This window comes from Ligilactobacillus sp. RTP31139st1_D10_RTP31139_211217, assembly GCF_040226755.1.
GTDB lineage: Bacteria > Bacillota > Bacilli > Lactobacillales > Lactobacillaceae > Ligilactobacillus > Ligilactobacillus animalis.
This window is the reverse complement of the sequence record NZ_JBCOAR010000004.1, coordinates 80,823-99,899: the sequence shown is the minus strand read 5'-3', so window position 1 is coordinate 99,899 and position 19,077 is coordinate 80,823. Positions and strand designations below refer to the sequence as shown.

The window sequence follows — 19,077 nt, the reverse complement described above, 5'->3', positions numbered from 1 at the left end:
CTATTCTTCCTTTCCAAACTCGCGCTGAACAATTTCTTGTAAAGTACCTTCTTTGGCATATTCAGCAGCATCAATTTGTTTAAAATGCTTCTCCATTAAGGTACCCTTTAAGCCTTCATCGAAGCCGGAAATATAGTTAGTCGCAATCAGATAGATAATTTTAGTGGGCGCAAAACCGTATACCTGATGTTCCATAATGTGCTTAATTCTTTCCTGTTCATCTGGGAAGAGTTGCTTCATCTTTTCGCTACGGAATAAACGCTTAATGATCTCAGTGATATATAAACCAGACTTCATGTACAGATCGGCAAAGGTTTTATTTGGATCATCAAAAATTCCCGGATTATTAGCTTCTAAATCATCAACCATATGTTTAACCACAGCTTTAGGTGTATAAATTTGGTTAGTCTTTTGTGGTGGAATGTAGTCGAAAATATCTTCTGTCATATCATCTTCAAAATAGTTACTTAACTGCTTTCTCTTTTCCAAGAATTGTTGGATAGAATCGTTAAACACTACTTCATCAAATAAGTGACCGTCAAAATGTTTCATTTCATTAGTTTGGGCATCAATGTAGTCGCCACCATCACGTAAAAACCTAAACTGTGCTTCGGTAATTCCAGTTACCTCTTTAAAGACATCATCTTCTGTATAATCATCAAAATTTTGTAACGTTAGTTTTTCATCGCCATATGCCATAATGAAACTTGGAATCGTACGGGAAAAGCCACGCAGGTGAGCCCGAGCATCCTCTTCAACATTTTTGAGTTTTCTTTCCTCTTTATCTTTTTCCACGCGTTCGATAACTGTCGCAGAGACATCCGCAACATTTTTTTCTACTTGTTTCTTCACGTCCTTACTAAAGTTATCCACAATTTCATTCATTTTAGCCTTGTATTTTGCCTCAGATTCATCCAATTCAGCTTGGTTTTTAGCTTCTTTTTGCTCTTCTTTAAAGGTAGCATCAACGATTTTTTTCTGATCGTTAAATTCATCAGCCAGCTTGAGTAATGCTTGGTTGGTTTCTTTTTCGATTCGTTGTTGATGTTTCTTAGCTTCACCTTTGGTCAAACCGTAATCATCGGTAATTCGATCAATAACCTCTTTATTTGCTGAAGCGTTGATTTGCTTTGCAATGTCCTTAGCAACGGTTTTGAAATCAGTAGCATCAGCCTCTGAAACAGAGTCTACTAACTGATCACTAACATCAGCATATAATTTATCACCAAATAACTCCTTGGCTTTGCCTATTACACGCTCTTTTGGAATTTCTACTTCACCATCATCATTGACTAAAACATCCTCAGCTCCCTCAATGGCTGTTTTATCCGTTTTTTGTGCTTTACCTTCTTTGGCAGTTACAAGTCCATTTAAGATTTCACGAACTTCAGCAGGAGCAGCAAATATCCTAGAAATATTAGTGAACAAGAAATTGCTCATAAAGCCACGCTTAACCACTTCTTGCGACTTAAGTTGACGTGGAATCGACATTACTTGCGCCGTATCGAGTTCTACCATCTTACCTTCATCATCTTCACCAATTACCGGGAAGAAGTTTAAAAGCTGTTTGATATTGGCTTCATGTTCAGCAGCAGTTCCTTTACCATTAGAGGTTTCTGCCATTAAATCATTAGCGAACTCATCAAAAATTATTAACGTCCAGGTAGGATCAAAGTCAAAGACATAGGCATTTTCTTTTTGAACTAATTCACCGTTTCGTTCAAATTGATATGGATTTTGTGCCCGGAAAGCTGCTTGCATATATTCAGATGGACTCTTCATACTTGAAAGCATTAAAACTGCTGACCAAGGTTTTACCGTCACACCAGTTGTTAATTGCCCCACACTCAAAGTAATTGTCTTATCATACTTAGCAATTGCTGCTTGCACCTTATCAAAGGATTTGATATTAGCCTGATCAAGATCAGCTTCACTCAACTGATCATCATCTAGCTTACCATCACCGGCTGCTAAAACTATTTCATATTCACTAAAAACAGGGTACTTCTTTAATTTCTTAGCCAATGCTTTAGCACTGTCTACCCGATTTAATAGCCAGAAAGTATGTGCTAACTCTTCACGTAATTCTGGTGTTGAAAATGGATACTTTTCGCCAGTTGTTAGTGAATCTAAGAATTTATCAACCGCTTCATCATAAACAAACCTGCCATTTTGCACTTTAAAGAACTCATTCAAATCAAAGGCTGGATCAGCTTTATCACCATCATCCAAAATACTTCCTTGCTTTAACGTGTCTTTCATCATTTCAGATAATTGGTAGGTATACATGTTTAAGCGTGGCATGGTTCCATATGGGTTACTACTACCTGCTACATCTTCATTCCAATCAAGTTTAGCTTGTTGTTCATCGGCATATGACCAATTATAAATCTGATCGGCCGCAAATTTACCCAGGGCTAAAGCCTTAAAAGGTGTACCTGTTAGGTGCAAAGTGTACTTACGCTTAATCTTGTCAAAGGCCTTATCAGTCTTATAAGTATCAACACCTTCATGAGCTTCATCGATAATTAGTAAGTCCCATTCTAATTTTCGAATCCACTCTAATTTTTTATGACTCCCACCAAAATACAGCGAGCCTTTTAGGCCTTGAAGGCTTTCAAAAGCTACTTGACCAATATCACCAATATCCTGTCTTATAAGATCACGTAATTCTTTTTGCGAAAGTACCGGCCGGTTCTTTAATGCATCTGTTTCACTAACAAATTTAAGATTAGTTTGCCAAGCAATAAATTTATCAAAGTCATCAAACCAAGAATTAGCGATGCTAGGCCGGTTAGTAACAACCAACACATTTTGCATCTGCATCTTTCTAACCAAATCATAAGTTGTTAGCGTCTTGCCGAATCTTGGCTTAGCATTCCATAAAAATTCGCTTCCTTCACCATGCCTGAGAAAGTATGCGATGGTTTGATCGACTGCTTTTTGTTGTTCCTTACGTAATTCATACTGCGTTCCTTCAACACTACCTTGAATATCGCTAAAATCACGTTCAGCAAATTTGTAGAAATATTGATGGGCTGTATCACCATCAATGTGGAACCACTCCGTTTCAGGTTTGCGTTCAATTTTTCGCTTTTGGGTTAAGTATCTATGAAATTCATGATCAGTAAAGGTTTCATCAGAACCATCCTGATAACGCGCATTGCCTTTCCACAACAAATTGATTTTCGCATCAACTGTATGGCTTTGTTGTTTGATCCGCTCTTCAACAGATTGTTTCTCAGTGTAACCAATTTTAGTCCAGCCATCATGTGAAATATCGTTAGGTGTTGTGTAGGCGTAAATCATTGGGATGATGCGTTTAAATGGTTTAATCTTAGGCGTAGCCATCTAATCCATCTCCTTTACATGAGTTTCAATGAAGTTCATTTCTTCTTCAGAAAGTCCGTATTTTTTGTATAATTGTTGATCAATTTCCGGGATTGACTTGGTCCAATCAATATCGGAAGCTGCGGAGAAATCCTGAAGAGGAATCATTCCCCAAACTGGTCTATTTCCAATTTGAGTTAGTTTCAACATTCCAAGCATTGCTCTTAAGAATTTTGTTTTAACATATTTTTTAAGATTCTCTGCCTCAACAGAAGTGCTAAAGTTTCCAATACTGATAAAAGTTTCCGTATTAGCCATATGTGGTTCCCCGATTATCAGTTCAGGTAGAGCTTCACCAAAGGCACCTCTCCCAGTTGCCTGTGGAATCAACACTTTAAAAGATTCGATATTTTCAGGGCTATTTATATAATCACGTCTTATATATTTCCAACAACGTTTATTATTTTCTCGCCCAATAATCTTAACATAGTCATTTTCATCAGAAGGCTTTTCATCATAAAAAATGAAAGGCAATCTTTCAAAAATATTTGATGCCATATCGTAAGCATGACCCTTACTTAAATTATCAATTGCGTTGGGGTAATCCTTATGAATTAAATCCGTCAATCTGTATGCTGTACGTGAATATACAATTTCAATCAAACTGATGAATTTAGGTTGCTCGACAACCTTTTTCATTATTTCGTTTAATTCTGAATACTGAGTAAACACTTTGATTGCCCCAAAGTCTTTAGAATTATCGTGGTAAGTAACTGCAATACCACCTTTTATATCAACATTTTCAAACACTTTTTTACTTTCAGATTCATAATAAATAACCTTAAGATATGGGTCATTAAGCATTTTTTTATTCCACTTTTTTGGTGTTGACCCTGCATTAAACAGAAAACGAGCCGGATGGATAAGTTCAACTTTTTTTCCCCACCTCATACGCTTCATCGATAAACAAATTATAAATAGGAGAAGCATAATTCTTTTTAGACGATTCAATGTCCGTTGACTTTTGCTCCTCTTGGTAAGGTGGATTACCAATCACAACGTCGAATTTAAATTGATCTTTTTCAGTCATTTACCTTTTCCTCCTTATATACCTTGGTTACCGGGCACACCTTATACTTGTTTTCTAGATTATTATCTTCAACATCAAATAGGCTTAATTGGCCGGATTCTGCATTGATGTCTTCAACATCACCATTATTAAAAAGTGATTTATAGGTGAAAACTTCTCGCCGCACCTTTTCTTCTACCGGTATCCAATGACTAAACTCTATTAGTTGCCCTTGATTATTCACGTATTCTAATGTATTTCCTTGAACAATATTTACTTCAATTATATATTTGGCCGCTTTGTATAAATCGCTATTCATGCTTAAGTGTTGTTGCATTTTAGCTTGATGATGATTAACAAATATCTCTATCATTGCTGCTCTGGCTTTCATTAGATTATCCACCAATAACTCTATTCCATAGATACTCATTAGTGCCCACAAAGCATTTTCTTTCCAATTAGTCTTATTAGAAATCTCATCTACATAATTTAACTTCTGATGAAGTATTTCCTTTAAAAAAGCTCCTTCGCCAGCACTTGGTTCTAGAAAAGTTGCATGTAGATCGTTGATTTTTTTTGAATCGCCGGCTCTGCTAGCATCTTTAAAACCATCCATTTAGGGGTAAATACTTCACCATGATGCTGAACTCGCTCTTTAGTCTTGATCAATTTTCCATCTTCAGTTGTTACCAACTCAAAATTTTCTTCACGATTCAAATCATATTTTTTTGCATCAAACAAGCTGATCTCCTGTTCCAACAATGTCACTCCTTCCGACCAATTCTGCTGAACTATTTTTTCCGTTCCAATACCGTTACCGTCTCAACGTGTGCTGTTTGTGGGAACTGATCGACTGGCAAGATCGGTTGGGTCACATCATATCCAAGTTCCATGAAACTTTGCAGATCACGGACTAAAGTTGCTGGATTACAGCTGACATAAACGATCTTTTGTGGTTGCATCTTAGTGGCACTTTCGATCAAACTTTGCGTCAAACCTTTGCGTGGTGGATCGACCATGATCACATCTGGCTTGATCCCCTGTTCTTGCCAAGTTGCCATCCAGTCTTCGGCATTGCCCACTTCAAATTCCAAATTATCCAAGTTGTTTAACGCCGCATTTTTCTTGGCATCCGCGATCGCAGCTTCAACGATCTCGACCCCATACACTTTTTTAGCATGCTTTGCCATAGATAATGAGATCGTCCCAATACCACAGTAAGCATCAATAACGGTCTCATTTCCGGTCAAGCCGGCACGCTTGATCGCCTCTTGATAAAGTTTTTCGGTTTGCGTTGGGTTGACTTGGTAAAATGATTTTGCTGAGATCTCAAATTTAAGTCCATTCAACTGATCTGTGATATATTCTTGGCCCGCTAATACCCGGGTCTTGTCACCCAAGATCACATTGGTCTGTTTAGAATTGATGTTTTGTTGCAAACTCACCACATCAGGACAAGCAGCCATGATCTCGGTCACGATCGCTTCTTTATTTGGTAGCTTATTGGTCCGCGTCACCAAAACGACCATCACTTCTTTAGAATAGTGTCCTCGCCGTACCATGATATGCCGTAAGATCCCGCTATGTATAACTTCATCATAAGCTGTCACTTGATATTTTTGTAAGATCGCCAACACTTTTTGGATCACTTCATCGATCCGCTTATCTTGGATCAAGAAGCCTGTTAGTGGCAAGAAATTATGGCTACCGCGCTTGAAAAAGCCAGCTGTCAATTTCCCATCAAGCTCACGGACTGGGACTTGGGCCTTGTTACGATAGGCATATGGTTCTGCCATCCCCAAAGTTTGTTCAACTGCTAGATCGGCTAGATGCGCCTTTTGCAATAAATCACTAACTAATTTTTGTTTGAATTTCAACTGAGCTGGATAAGCCAGGTGTTGTAATGGTGCGATCCCTGTTTGTGAATAAGCTTTGCCTTTCCCCGTCACCCGATCAGGACTGGTCGTTAAGCGTTCGATAACTTTAGCATAACCAAAATTTTTACCGACCTTTAACACATGGAGTTTAACTTTTTCACCAGGTAAAGCATCATCACAAAAAAGTGAATATCCGTCAACTTTAGCGACACCCATTCCTTGATAAGTCAGATCCACGATCTTCGCTTCTACTTTTTGATTTTTAACTACAGGTAATTTCCGTTTCATTACTTATCCTCACTTGTTTTAGTTTTACTTGTTCTTTTAAAAGCTGTCCTTAAATTAGGAAATTTCTTTTCTAAAAAATATGTACAAGCTAAGTTCGACACAGCCGAAAGTTCCCATAAATACCAAGTACTGCCCGTGCTAAAATACTTAAAGATAAAGAGGTCACGTTCAACTTCTTCTTGCAATTTTTCTAAAATCATTTGAAAGCCGATCCCATGCTCAGCTACAGCTTCTAACATGATCCCCACTAAAAAGACCAAAAACCAGCCAATATTATATGCTTTTCCTTTTTTGAGCAACTTGATCGGACGTCCATGTTTATCAAATCTAGTAGTTTCTTTGAGCTCTGCATCCCTTGTCTGATACCAACCTAAGCACACTGCAACTATGCATAAAGCACACATTATCCCTACATTTTTCCAATTCCAAGTAAAGTTAGCTAAAAACATCCAGAAAGCATAGAACGGTAACGTTACAGCCTCTAACCGACTTACCTTCTCAAACTTGAACGCTTTAGAGCACATATACCCAACTGCAAGCAGTAAAATCAAATAAAATTTCATCATCAAACTTCTTTCTTTATCATTATTATCTATTCTACCAAGTCCGGGAACACAAAAAAAGTGGCAAAGCGCCACCATTTTTTATTATTCAGCTACATACTCAAAACGCTTGATCCCACTAAAGTTCCCCGCATAAGTCATTTTTGCTTGTAGATCTGTTAACAATAAGACTAAAGTTGTTCCCGGATACGCCTTGACCCGCTCTAATTCGACTGGGTCACCGGTTACTGCTTCTCCCTTTGTCAGCTTTTGTCCGTTCACTTTGAGCTTACCTTCCATTACATATAGCCAGGGTCTATATCCCATTAGATTTGGTAAAGTTGTTTTAGTTTGCTTATCAAAATGAGCATTATAGAGATAAGTTGCTTCTCTGATCGTCAAAGGACTAGCCGTATTTTTTGGACCTGCTAACAAATTCCAAGCACCATCACGCGTGATCTTGCGGTCAAAAAATTGCACGTTGGGACTCAGATATTGTTCACGTGGACGAATAAAAATCTGTAACATCTCTACATCCTCATCTGGCGTGGATTCTTGATGTCAAAAGCTTTTACGTCCATTATTGACCGCTTGTTCTTTACGAAAGATCTGCATCTTTTTCATCCCTTCATAGCTAATTTTAACAGTTTTAAAAGTTGCTTTTGGTCGTTTGAATTTAATCCAGCTAATGCCTCAGCATGGGCAGCCTCTAATTTAGGTGTTACCATCGAATATAGCTTACTTCCACGTTCAGCTACAAATAGTTGCTTTGTCTTTCCAACTTGTTTTCGCGTTATCAGCTCTAATTTCTCCATCTTTGTGATGATTTGAGTGATATTTCCCTTAGTCACGATCAAAGTTGTCGCCAATTCTTTTTGTGTACAACCAGCATGATTATATAAATGATTCAAAATATCATATTGTGCGTTGGTTATCCCGGCTTGCTGTAAGACTTCTGCACTGTTTGCCAAAAGTTGCCGTTGTAACTGACTAATACGCATAAAGATCAAACTTTCTCGATTCATCTTACCACTTCCTTACAATTCAATTAGTAAGTTTATATATAAACTATGATCTTGTCAAGTAAAAAAGAGTGGCGCACCACTCTTAAGCTTTATCATGTTGTTGATGCCACGCCTTGATCTGTTCTAAGCGTTGTTTGAAACGGATCTCGTTTCCCTGCTCAGTTGGTAAATAATAAGTATGTCCCACTAAATTATCCGGCATCGTTTGCATTGTAGTCAGTTTGTCTTTAGCAAAATGAGCTAACTCATAACCTTTACCATAGCCTAATTCTTTCATCAGCTTGGTCGTCCCATTTCTGATCTGCAGGGGTACAGGTTCATTTAAAGTCTGTTTGACATCTTTAGCGACTCTTGTAGTTGCTTTATAGACGGCATTAGATTTAGGTGCCAAAGATAGATAGATCACCGCTTGGGTCAAATGCACATTGCATTCGGGCATTCCGATAAATTGACACGTTTGAAAAACATTGACCACTAGATTCAAAGCATTGTTGTCAGCTAAGCCGATATCTTCACTGGCAAACCGCAACAAGCGTCGGGCAATATACAAAGGATCTTCACCACCAGCTAACATCCGATTCAACCAATAGATCGCTGCATCAACATCGCTATTACGCATGGATTTATGCAGCGCTGAGATCAAGTCATAATGATCTTCACCGTTCTTATCATATTTGAGCGTCTTTTCCCCTAAAACTTGACTTAACAGATCATCGCTCAGTTCTAAAGTTCCATCTTGGCTGACATTTCCATTATCAACTAACATCTCCAAGGTATTCAAAGCATTTCGCGCATCCCCATCACTAAAGATCGCGATCTGTTCTAATAATGTCTTTGAGGCGGTGAGCTCTTTTTCAAATCCTTCTCGACAAGCACGATCCAATAATTCAACTAATTGTTCTTTCGTCAGTTGCTTTAAGACAAAGACTTTCAATCTGGATAAGAGCGCTGAATTGATCTCAAAAGATGGATTCTCTGTCGTTGCCCCGATCAAAACGATACTTCCATTTTCCACAAATGGGAGGAAAGCATCCTGTTGCGCCTTATTGAAACGATGGATCTCGTCTACGAAAACGATCGTCTTTTGGCCATAAGCAGTATTAGCTTCGGCTTCTTGCATGATCTTTTTGATCTCTTTGATCCCACTTGTGACCGCACTAAATGAGATAAAACCGGCTTTAGTCTGCTTAGCGATAACTTGAGCCAACGTCGTCTTCCCCACACCGGGAGGGCCCCATAAGATCATCGAAGTCACTCGATCTTGCGTGATCAATTCTCGTAAGATCTTACCTGGTCCCAATAAATGCGTCTGTCCGAAAACTTGATCTAAATTCTCTGGTCGTAAACGACTAGCTAGCGGTTCATTAGCTTGGTCCTCAAAGATCGATCCTTGTTGCATGCTCTCACCTCCGTTTATCTATCGTTTCCATTCTATCACACCGAACATTAGTTTGTAAAAATAAAATCAAAATACTTGTTCTAACAAAAAAGCAGCCAGTTACCTAGCTGCCTAATTGATTTTTTCATAGGTCTGAAGCCCAAAGTACCTTGACCTATTGACTTATGATCAATAATGATTTGATCGCTTCACGTTTATCCATAGCTTCATAAGCGGCTTGGACATCATCCAATGTGAAACGTTTGGTAAAGACCTTACCCGGTTCGATCTTGCCCTCTAAGACTGCCGCTAATAGTACGGCTCGATCATGAGTCGTGACCGAAGCGAGCCCACCGCGTAAACCGATATTTTTCCAAAATAGTTGATTAGAGCTTGGTTCAGTTTGCGGAACGCCTACACGACCGATCACTGCACCTGGACGAGCTACTTGCCCGGCTTGTTCGATCGCTGAAGTTGCCCCTACACATTCTAAAACAGCATCTGCACCCGCACTATCTGTCAATTCTAGTACTTTTTGAACTGCCATATCGCCACGCTCAGAAACGATATCAGTCGCTCCAAATTCACGGACTAATTTAGCTCGATCTTCATGGTGGCTCAAACTGATGATCCGCTTAGCCCCACGTAATTTGGCACCGATAACGCCACAAAGTCCAACAGCTCCATCACCGATCACAACAACAGTATCACCGGCTTTGACTTCAGCCGTAAAAGCAGCGTGATAGCCAGTTGCCATGACATCAGATAAAGTTAAAAGAGAATTCAACTGGTCATCAGTATAATCAGCTGGTTGACCAGGGATCTTGACTAGGCCCCAATCAGCGTTATAATACCGCAAATATTGACCTTGATAGCCCCCATTACCGCCGGCTTCTTGATTTAAACAGTTACCATCAAAGCCTGCTTGACATGCCGCACAGTACCCACAACCATGGGTAAAGGGGACGATCACGAAATCACCAACTTTGACATTTTTTACATCTACTCCAACTTCAGCAACGAGCCCGATCGCCTCATGACCAACTAAACTGTTAGCTTGACGTTTAGAGATCCCGCGATACCACCAAAGATCTGAACCACAGACACAAGCACGCACGATCTTGATGATCGCATCAGTTGATTTTTGAAGTGTTGGTTTTTCGACTTCCGTAACTTCCATTTTGCCTAGTTCTACAAAGATTGCCGCTTTCATCCTATCTACCCCTCTCATTAATACACTAGACGCTCACTGCCCTCAGTCTTAGGGTCAGCGATGCCCACACTATCATTGACTAAAAATTTTGGATCAGCAATGATCCTTAAGACCACATCCGCAATACTCTTACGCGAACCTGAAACACCGAGATAAGTTTCATCTTTATGAGTGATCTCATAAGCCACTTCACGATCATTTAACCATGGGAGCCGTAAAGTCGTATAGTCTAGACCTGATCTTGCCAACAGCTTATCAGAAATTTCAGCTGATTCCAAGCCAGGTGCAACCATCTCTTTGTTCTAACGCCCAAATTCACCTAAAACTTCATCATAGATCCCTAAAATGTTGGTAAAGACGCCCCGCTTAACACCTGTTTCTTTCATCGCCTCGATCACATATTTAGTTTGATGGTTATCACTAGTATGATCGACCACGCCTACAAAGACTAGATTTTGACCCAAAATAGCTTGTTTGACATCAGCATAATTATTCAAACTGCCTTCGATCAACGTCACACGGTCATTATCTTCTAAAGCTGCCAAACGTTTTTTATCGCGTAAAAATAACGTCAACTCAACATCAGAAAATTCTGGTTCAGTTAAGACACGTTCCTCAACTAAACGCGAAATTTGTCCATTAGCTGCCATGATCAATACTTTTTTCATTTTTCTATTACCTCTTTTGCCCATGTTAAAATATCTTTTTTGTCATCCAAAAACTTCTCTCATTTTACTTTTGAGCATATTATGCTTCCACTTATTTACAAGAATAACTATAAACCCTGAAGTGAACTATAAGGCAAGTAGAAATTTAGATAAAAAAACTCGCTGCTCCATCTTGGAACAACGAGTTCTTAACTACTTATCTAATTTGATATTGTCAGATTCATCGAGTTCTTGGACACCATCAACAAAGTTTTTCTTGGCTTCGTCCATATCTTCATCTTCTTTGACTTCCGTGATCGCCCGTTCTGGGATCTCTTGGGTATTAGCAAAGATCTCAATGTGACGTTTCAAGTTCTTGAATTTCATCGGTGCATCCCCACCGTATTCACCATCGATGTTGATCATCATTTTTTCGTCGACTGGTTTAGCGACCAACTTAGATGTTTTAACATAGAGGATATTAGCGTCGTTGATGTGTTTACCACCGTTTAAGACCATTGTGATCAAACGCATCATTTCTAACAGATTGCTCGTCTTGACCACGATCAAGGTAAATTTTCCGTCGTCTAAACTGGCGTCGGGCACGATCTGCTCAAAGCCACCAACTGAATTAGTCAAAGCTAAGAAAAACATCGATGCTTTTCCGTCATAAACCCCATCATCATATTCAAGGTGCATGTTGATCGGTTTGATCCGTGGCAACAATTCAGCCCCCTTAACTAGGTAAGCCAAATAGCCAAAGAGCGTCTTGAATTCAGATGGCACCGCATATGTCAATTCACTCAAGAGACCACCAGCTGCAATGTTGACAAAATATTTGTCATTAGCCCGCCCGATATCCATCTTGACCGTTTTACCATTGGCGATAACTTTAGCTGCTTCGATCGGACTTTCCCGTGGTATCTTTAAAGCACGCGCATAGTCATTAGTTGTACCGGCGGGAATGATCCCCAACTTTGGCCGATGCTTTAGAGGGGCGATCCCATTAACGACTTCATTGATCGTGCCATCACCACCAGCAGCAATGATCAAGTTAAAGCCTGCTTGAGCTGCTCGTTTAGCTTCATTTTGAGCAGAATTAGGTTCAGGCGTCGTTGCAAAGGCACTCGTTTCATAACCAGCACGTTCTAAAATATTTAAGATCTCAACTAGATCATTTTTTAAAGCTTCACGTCCAGATGTCGGATTATAAATAATTCGGCAACGCTTTTGCATAATTATTCCCTCATGGCGCAGTTTGCGTCTATCTTTCCTTTAAACTTGCCATCAACAATTTATTAACAACTTTAGGGTTAGCTTTACCATGGGTCTGTTTCATGATGTTACCCACTAAGAAGCCAACCGCACGATCTTTACCATTCTTAAAGTCTTCGATCGATTGTTCGTTGTTGTCCAATACTTCATCGATGATCGGTTGCAATTTAGCTGGGTCAGATAATTGTACCATGCCTTTTTCTTCGACCCATGCTTTTGGTTCGGTATCATTTTTGATGATCTCTTTAAAGACCTTCTTAGCGATCTTAGATGAGATCGTTTCATCTTGAATCAACTTGATCATGGTTGCCAAATGTTCTGGGGTCAATGCCGTTTGACCTAACTCAACTTTTTGAGCATTCAAATAAGCACTAACTTCACCCATCAACCAGTTAGCAGCTAATTTAGCATCCGCTCCAGCAGCTACAGTTGCTTCATAGAAATCAGACATTTCTTTTGTTTGCGTCAAGACGCCCGCATCATATTCAGTAATGCCCCAGTCGTTGACATAGCGTTTACGACGAACGTCAGGCATTTCTGGGATCGAACCTTTGACTTCAGCGACCCATTCATCAGAAATATGGATCGGTGGTAGATCAGGTTCTGGGAAGTAACGGTAATCGCTCTTACCTTCTTTGACACGCATCAAGATCGTTTCACCACTTGGTTCATCAAAACGCCGTGTTTCTTGTTGGATCTCACCACCAGCCATCAAGACACGTTCTTGACGCTTAGCTTCATATTCCAAACCTTTTTTCACGTGTTCAAAGGAGTTTAAGTTCTTCATTTCCGTCTTAGTCCCAAACTTAGTTGAACCGATCGGACGAACTGAGATGTTAACGTCAGCCCGCATTGAACCTTCTTCCATCTTCACATCGGATACGCCGGTAAATTGAATGATCTGACGTAAACGTGTCAAGTATGCGTAAGCTTCTTCTGGAGAAGCGATATCTGGTTTAGAGACGATCTCGATCAATGGTGTGCCTTGACGGTTCAAGTCAACATAAGAGTAGCCGTCCGGATTATGCGTGTTTTTACCCGCATCTTCTTCGACGTGCATTTCTTCGATCCCGATCTTCTTTTTAGTTCCATCTTCAAGTTCGATCTCAAGCCAACCATCGTGTCCGATCGGTGTTTGAGCTTGGGTGATCTGGTATGCTTTTGGATTATCTGGATAGAAGTAGTTCTTACGGTCAAAGTGGATATCCCGTGTGATCTCACAGTTAAGTGCTAAAGCAGCACGCATCCCGTATTCCAAAGCGCCCTTGTTCAATTGTGGCAAGACCCCAGGATAGCCCCAATCGATAACATTAGTATTCGTATTTGGTTCTGCCCCGTAAACTACTGGTGCGGGAGAATAAGCCTTGGAGTTTGTCTTCATTTCAATGTGGACTTCAAGCCCGATTGTTGTTTCAAAGTTCATTAGTTTTGACCCCCGATCGTTGGAACTTGTTTATGGAAGTCGGTTGCTTGTTCAAAAGCATAGCCCGCTTTATACATCGTATCTTCTCTAAATTGTGGTGCGATCAATTGCATCCCGATCGGCAAACCGTTAGAGAAACCAGCTGGAAGTGACATCCCTGGTAGACCAGCTAAGTTTACCGGGATCGTCAAGATATCATTCATGTACATCGTGATCGGATCATTGATCTCATCACCGATCCCATAAGCTGTTGTTGGTGCAGTTGGTCCTAAGATCAAGTCATAGTCGTTAAAGACTTTCGCAAAATCTTGGCAGATCAAGGTTCTAACTTGAGCAGCTTTCTTGAAGAAGGCATCATAAGTCCCAGCGGAAAGTGAGAATGTCCCTAACATGATCCGGCGTTTAACTTCATCGCCAAAGCCTTCCGAGCGTGAACGAACATAAACGTCTTCTAAGTTCTTAACATCTTGGGCTCTAAAGCCGTAGCGGATCCCATCAAAACGTTGTAAGTTAGATGAAGCTTCAGAAGAGGCAATGATGTAGTATACTTGTACCCCATACTTGCTGTGTGGCAAGGAAACTTCATCAACGGTCGCACCCAAGCTTTCAAATGTCTTGATCGCTTCTTTGATCGCTTCTTTAACATCTTCAGCAACACCTTCACCAAAGTATTCTTTTGGCACGGCGATCTTCATACCCTTGATATCACCATCTAAGCCTTGGGTAAAGTCAGGAACTTCACGGTTAGAGCTGGTAAAATCACGGCTATCATGACCGCTGATCGCATTTAGGACATAGGCATTGTCTTTGACTGTGCGTGTCAATGGTCCGATCTGATCTAAGCTAGAAGCAAAAGCGATCAAGCCGTAACGAGATACACGACCATAAGTAGGTTTGACCCCAACGATACCATTATATGCTGCTGGTTGACGGATCGAACCACCGGTATCTGAACCTAGGGCAGCTAAAACTTGGCCCGAAGCAACAGCGGCTGCTGAACCACCAGAAGAGCCACCAGGGACTTTAGTTTGATCCCAAGCATTCTTAGTTACCTTAAAGGCTGAACTTTCAGTCGAACCACCCATAGCAAATTCATCCATGTTGACTTTACCCACATTGATCATTTGAGCAGCAGCTAATTTTTCCATAACTGTTGCATCATAGATCGGGTCAAAGTTTTCTAACATCTTGCTGGCAGCCGTTGTCCGCAAGCCTTTTGTCACGATATTATCTTTGATCGCGATCGGGATCCCAGCTAAAACATTAGCTGGATCGATCCCATTTTGGTCAAGTTCTTTAGCTTGCTTCAAAGCAGCTTCTTCGTTTAAAGCTAGGAAAGCAGCGATCTGTTGATCACGGTCTTTGATCGTCTTGAAAGTATCTTTCGTTAACTCCTCCACGCTCAAATCTTTGTTGACCAATTTTTCATGTAAACTGGTCAGATCAGTTGTAAAATAATCCATGGGCTAGCCTTCCTCGCTTTCATCAATAATTGCTGGCACTTTGATAAAGCCATCTTTTCTTTCAGGTACATTTTCCATCAACAATTCACGGTCGGTCCCCTTAACTGCGATATCTTCTCGCATCACATTAAAGGCATCCGTCACAGTTGTCGTTACCGGTACATCTGTCGTATCGACTTCACTCAATTGTTGTACCATATTGATGATTTGGTCCATTTGACCGGTGAATTTTTGTAATTCTGCATCGCTAAATTCAAGCTTTGCCAAACTTGCAACGTGCTTTACTTCATTTGCGCTGATCGCCATCTTCATCCTTCTTTCTTGCATATCTGCTTAATATTTTAGCATAGATCTGCTGACTTTTTTATAGTCGATTTTATTCTAATCATCAAAGACGTGGGCATAGAAGTTACCACTATCTTTTTCGCGAGCTAGAAAGGCTTGAACTTCACCATCTGAGCCTTTGATCGTGATATCGATCGGAATATCACCCGGCAAGTAGGTCTTTGCCATCTGAGAAACAAACTGCGTAAAGCTTCTGATCTCAGTTTCACTGTAAAATTGGGTCGTGATCTTAACGTGCAGTTCTTGGAGTGACTTATTCTTATACTTGGCTTGAGCCGTTACCCCAGCTAAGTTAGGGAAAAAGCTTTGCGTCTTATTTTTGAAAGCATTGAAGGAACTTTCATCATTATCGTTGACCGCACCATTTTCTGCTGTTGATGGCAAGACTGAGGTTTGGAGATTAGTTTCCTTCCAACTCCCCAAAGTATCACCATCACTCACACTATAAGCATAGAAAGTTCCCCCGACCAAACTATCATTAGGCGCTTGTTCATACATACAGATCAAGATCGGTACATCTGATGCACCATCGAGTTTTCTGACCCGCTTCAAGACTTCAGCTGCGGCTTTTTTACCCTCTTCTTCCATTTTTTCCTTGGAGATATTAGTGGTGTACATCGCACCATACTGTTCTTTTTGGTAATAATCCTTACGATTCATTCCGATACCGATCGTGATCCCAGCTAATTCCAGTTTGCCATCGGTCTCTTTCATGTAATCTTGTTCTTCGATCTGTTGGATATAGATCGGATTGCGCTTGTCTGCGTCTTTTTCGCCATTATCTTCAGGATTTAGACCAGTCGGGTTATCCTTTGACTTACGCCCGAGCCAATCTTGAACCGTGCCTTTGGTCAACAATTGGCCTTCGCGGAAAATGTAATCTTTGGTGGGAAATTCCTCTTTAGATAAAGTTGTCATGCCACTTTCAAAACTCTTTAAATTCAACATATTTTCTGAATTTTGAACGATCCCGACACCACGAGCCTTACTCGTTAAATAACGTCCATTTTCGATCACACCTTGATAATCGGAGGTATCTACTTGACCCGTAGTTTGGTAACCCTTTTTGGATTGTTGCGTTGATTGCGTGACTGAATTGCCAGAGCCACTGCTTCCTAAATTACCACAGGCTGAAAGTAACATGGTACCTGCACATAAGCTAACTAATGCTAAATACTTCTTTCTCATCAATTGCCTCCTGTTTGCCGTAAAAATTCATCTTCATCAATAATTTTTATTCCTAATTCTTGGGCCTTAGTCAATTTGCTACCAGCATCATGACCTGCAACTAAAAGGTCGGTCTTTTTCGAAACGCTCCCTGTTACTTTAGCACCATGCGCCTCTAAGATCTGTTTAGCTTCCGCTCGCTTGATCTTGTCGAGTTTTCCCGTTAAAACTACGGTCAGACCATTCAATGGATCATCGGCTGTTTGCTCGGCTAGCTCTTCAGCGCTCTGACCTAGGAAAGTCAAATTAACTCCAGCTGCAGTAAATTCTTCCAATAATAGGTCAACTTGTTCATTTTCAAAATATGTCACCACAGCATCCGCGATCGTTTCGCCGATCGAGTCAAGTTCTACGATCTCTGCTACCGTTGCTTTCTTTAAAGCTTGGATCGTCTTAAAGTGTTGGGCTAAGATAAATGCCGCTTTGGCCCCCACATGCCGGATCCCCAAGCCAAAAAGTAACCGTTCTAATGAGTTAGCTTTGCTCTGTTCGATCGCTTGTAACAAATTATTGGCTGATTTTTCTTTGAATTTATCTAACGTCAATAATTCATCAAAGGTCAAATTATATAGCCCCGCCGCATCTTTGATCAATTTCTTGTCGAAGAGTTGTTCAATGATCCGTGGCCCTAACCCATCTATGTTCATCGCATTTCGCGACGCAAAGTGCGTCAGACTTTCTTTTAATAAGGCTGGGCACTGCGGATTGATACACCGCAACGCAACTTCGTCATCCAAATGAACCAGTTTTGCGCCACATTCAGGACATTCTGTCGGTATCGTATAAGGTTGACTTGAAGCTGGACGTTTAGCCAACACAACTTCTGAGATCTCTGGAATAATGTCGCCTGCTTTGTGTAATTTGACAGTATCACCGAGGCGGATGTCTTTTTGTTGCAAATAATCAGGATTGTGTAAAGAAGCTCTTGAAACCACGGTCCCCGCTAAAGTCACTGGATCCATCACGGCCGTTGGTGTCACCACTCCAGTCCGTCCCACCGTCCATTCGATCTCACGGACGATCGTTTCTTGTTCGTCTGGTGGAAATTTATAAGCGATCGCCCAACGCGGAACTTTGACCGTATTTCCAACTTCGGCGTGGATCGCAAACGGATCAGCTTTGATCACGATCCCATCGATCTCATAAGCTAGTTGTGCCCGTTTAGCCTGATATTTATCAATATAGTCATCGATCTCAGCCATTTCACTCGCTACGATCGCTTCTTCATTGACTTTGAAGCCCCATGCTTTTAATTGAGCTAAAGCCTGACTTTGGGTCGCGACCCCAAATTTTTCGGGCTCCATCAAATAATACATAAAGACACTTAAATTACGCTTGGCTGTTTCTTTGGTATCTAATTGCCGCAATGAACCAGCTGCAGCATTTCTTGGGTTAGCAAAGACTGTTTGGCCCTGTTCTTCGCGCGCCTTATTCAATTTTAGAAATGACTCTTTTGGCATATAGCATTCGCCCCGGACTTCAACGTCGATCGGTTCACTTAAACGCAAAGGGATCGCCTTGATCGTTTTTAAGTTTTCCGTGATATCTTCACCGATGATCCCGTTGCCACGGGTCGAACCTTTGACAAAGACACCTTTTTCGTAGACCAATGAGATCGCTAAGCCGTCGATCTTTAATTCACAGCTATAAGCAAAAGTCTTGGCTACATTTTCCTCTAGTTTGGTTTTGAATTCGGCTAGTTCTGCTTTTGAAAAAACATCGCCTAGTGAAAGCATCGGAATCTCATGTTCGACCTTTTCAAAGCCACTTAAAACTTGACCGCCGACACGTCTAGTAGGTGAATCATCAGTTACGAGCTCAGGATACTTAGTTTCAAGTTCGACCAAACGTTGATAGGTAGCGTCATAGACATGATCTTCCACTGTTGGTCGATCTAACACATAGTATTCATGGCTCCATTTGTTCAATTGAGCACGTAGATCTTTGACCTCTTCTAAAGTCTTTGCTTCCATCT

General features: G+C 40.7%; 17 protein-coding genes and 1 pseudogene. All 18 read right to left on the bottom strand.

Annotated features, from left to right (window positions below):
- The 18 genes and pseudogenes from ABT996_RS03675 to ligA all read right to left on the bottom strand — a co-directional run bounded on the left by ABT996_RS03675 (window position 1) and on the right by ligA (window position 19,075).
- Window positions 1-3,351, bottom strand: coding sequence for a DEAD/DEAH box helicase family protein (locus ABT996_RS03675; RefSeq protein WP_035447451.1), 3,351 nt, complete (start codon window positions 3,349-3,351; stop codon window positions 1-3).
- Window positions 3,352-4,290, bottom strand: coding sequence for a class I SAM-dependent methyltransferase (locus tag ABT996_RS03670; RefSeq protein ID WP_237745246.1), 939 nt, complete (start codon window positions 4,288-4,290; stop codon window positions 3,352-3,354). It abuts the gene before it with no gap.
- Window positions 4,259-4,420, bottom strand: coding sequence for an Eco57I restriction-modification methylase domain-containing protein (locus tag ABT996_RS09500; RefSeq protein ID WP_081797069.1), 162 nt, complete (start codon window positions 4,418-4,420; stop codon window positions 4,259-4,261). The genes ABT996_RS03670 and ABT996_RS09500 overlap by 32 nt, the downstream gene beginning before the upstream one ends.
- Window positions 4,413-5,015 (bottom strand): methylase, encoded by a 603-nt coding sequence (locus tag ABT996_RS03665; protein ID WP_225361402.1) that lies wholly within the window; start codon window positions 5,013-5,015, stop codon window positions 4,413-4,415. Before ABT996_RS03665 ends, ABT996_RS09500 begins: the two co-directional genes overlap by 8 nt.
- A complete protein-coding gene (locus ABT996_RS03660) occupies window positions 4,943-5,158 on the bottom strand; it encodes a hypothetical protein (protein WP_225361403.1) in 216 nt (71 codons plus the stop codon). Before ABT996_RS03660 ends, ABT996_RS03665 begins: the two co-directional genes overlap by 73 nt.
- A 32-nt stretch (window positions 5,159-5,190) precedes the next feature.
- The gene (gene rlmD, locus ABT996_RS03655) at window positions 5,191-6,564 is read right to left on the bottom strand and encodes a 23S rRNA (uracil(1939)-C(5))-methyltransferase RlmD (protein WP_035447459.1); all 1,374 of its coding nucleotides are present in this window, start codon (window positions 6,562-6,564) and stop codon (window positions 5,191-5,193) included.
- A complete protein-coding gene (locus tag ABT996_RS03650) occupies window positions 6,564-7,127 on the bottom strand; it encodes a hypothetical protein (protein WP_035447462.1) in 564 nt (187 codons plus the stop codon). The genes rlmD and ABT996_RS03650 overlap by 1 nt, the downstream gene beginning before the upstream one ends.
- Before the next feature lie 84 nt (window positions 7,128-7,211).
- On the bottom strand, window positions 7,212-7,634 hold the full coding sequence (locus tag ABT996_RS03645) for a pirin family protein (protein ID WP_052006333.1): 423 nt from the start codon (window positions 7,632-7,634) through the stop codon (window positions 7,212-7,214).
- A 92-nt stretch (window positions 7,635-7,726) separates the two neighbouring features.
- Entirely contained in the window at window positions 7,727-8,131 is a 405-nt protein-coding gene (locus tag ABT996_RS03640) for a MarR family winged helix-turn-helix transcriptional regulator (RefSeq protein ID WP_035447464.1), read from the bottom strand.
- Window positions 8,132-8,213: 82 nt separating this feature from the next.
- Window positions 8,214-9,530, bottom strand: coding sequence for a replication-associated recombination protein A (locus tag ABT996_RS03635; protein WP_005920426.1), 1,317 nt, complete (start codon window positions 9,528-9,530; stop codon window positions 8,214-8,216).
- Between the two features lie 154 nt (window positions 9,531-9,684).
- Window positions 9,685-10,722 carry a zinc-binding dehydrogenase gene (locus tag ABT996_RS03630; protein WP_035447469.1) on the bottom strand — a complete coding sequence of 346 codons (1,038 nt, stop codon included), beginning with the start codon at window positions 10,720-10,722 and terminating at the stop codon, window positions 9,685-9,687.
- Between the two features lie 17 nt (window positions 10,723-10,739).
- Window positions 10,740-11,390: pseudogene (locus ABT996_RS03625) on the bottom strand (NAD(P)H-binding protein).
- Between the two features lie 192 nt (window positions 11,391-11,582).
- Entirely contained in the window at window positions 11,583-12,605 is a 1,023-nt protein-coding gene (locus ABT996_RS03620) for a diacylglycerol kinase (protein ID WP_035447474.1), read from the bottom strand.
- 28 nt (window positions 12,606-12,633) lie between these two features.
- On the bottom strand, window positions 12,634-14,067 hold the full coding sequence (gene gatB, locus ABT996_RS03615; protein WP_035447479.1) for an Asp-tRNA(Asn)/Glu-tRNA(Gln) amidotransferase subunit GatB: 1,434 nt from the start codon (window positions 14,065-14,067) through the stop codon (window positions 12,634-12,636).
- Complete coding sequence (gatA, locus tag ABT996_RS03610; protein ID WP_010689535.1) at window positions 14,067-15,530, bottom strand: Asp-tRNA(Asn)/Glu-tRNA(Gln) amidotransferase subunit GatA; 1,464 nt, start codon at window positions 15,528-15,530, stop codon at window positions 14,067-14,069. Before gatA ends, gatB begins: the two co-directional genes overlap by 1 nt.
- 3 nt (window positions 15,531-15,533) lie before the next feature.
- The gene (gene gatC, locus ABT996_RS03605; protein WP_005917887.1) at window positions 15,534-15,836 is read right to left on the bottom strand and encodes an Asp-tRNA(Asn)/Glu-tRNA(Gln) amidotransferase subunit GatC; all 303 of its coding nucleotides are present in this window, start codon (window positions 15,834-15,836) and stop codon (window positions 15,534-15,536) included.
- Between the two features lie 75 nt (window positions 15,837-15,911).
- Complete coding sequence (locus tag ABT996_RS03600; protein WP_035447482.1) at window positions 15,912-17,063, bottom strand: CamS family sex pheromone protein; 1,152 nt, start codon at window positions 17,061-17,063, stop codon at window positions 15,912-15,914.
- On the bottom strand, window positions 17,063-19,075 hold the full coding sequence (gene ligA, locus ABT996_RS03595; protein WP_035447485.1) for an NAD-dependent DNA ligase LigA: 2,013 nt from the start codon (window positions 19,073-19,075) through the stop codon (window positions 17,063-17,065). Before ligA ends, ABT996_RS03600 begins: the two co-directional genes overlap by 1 nt.
- Window positions 19,076-19,077 lie beyond the last annotated feature (2 nt).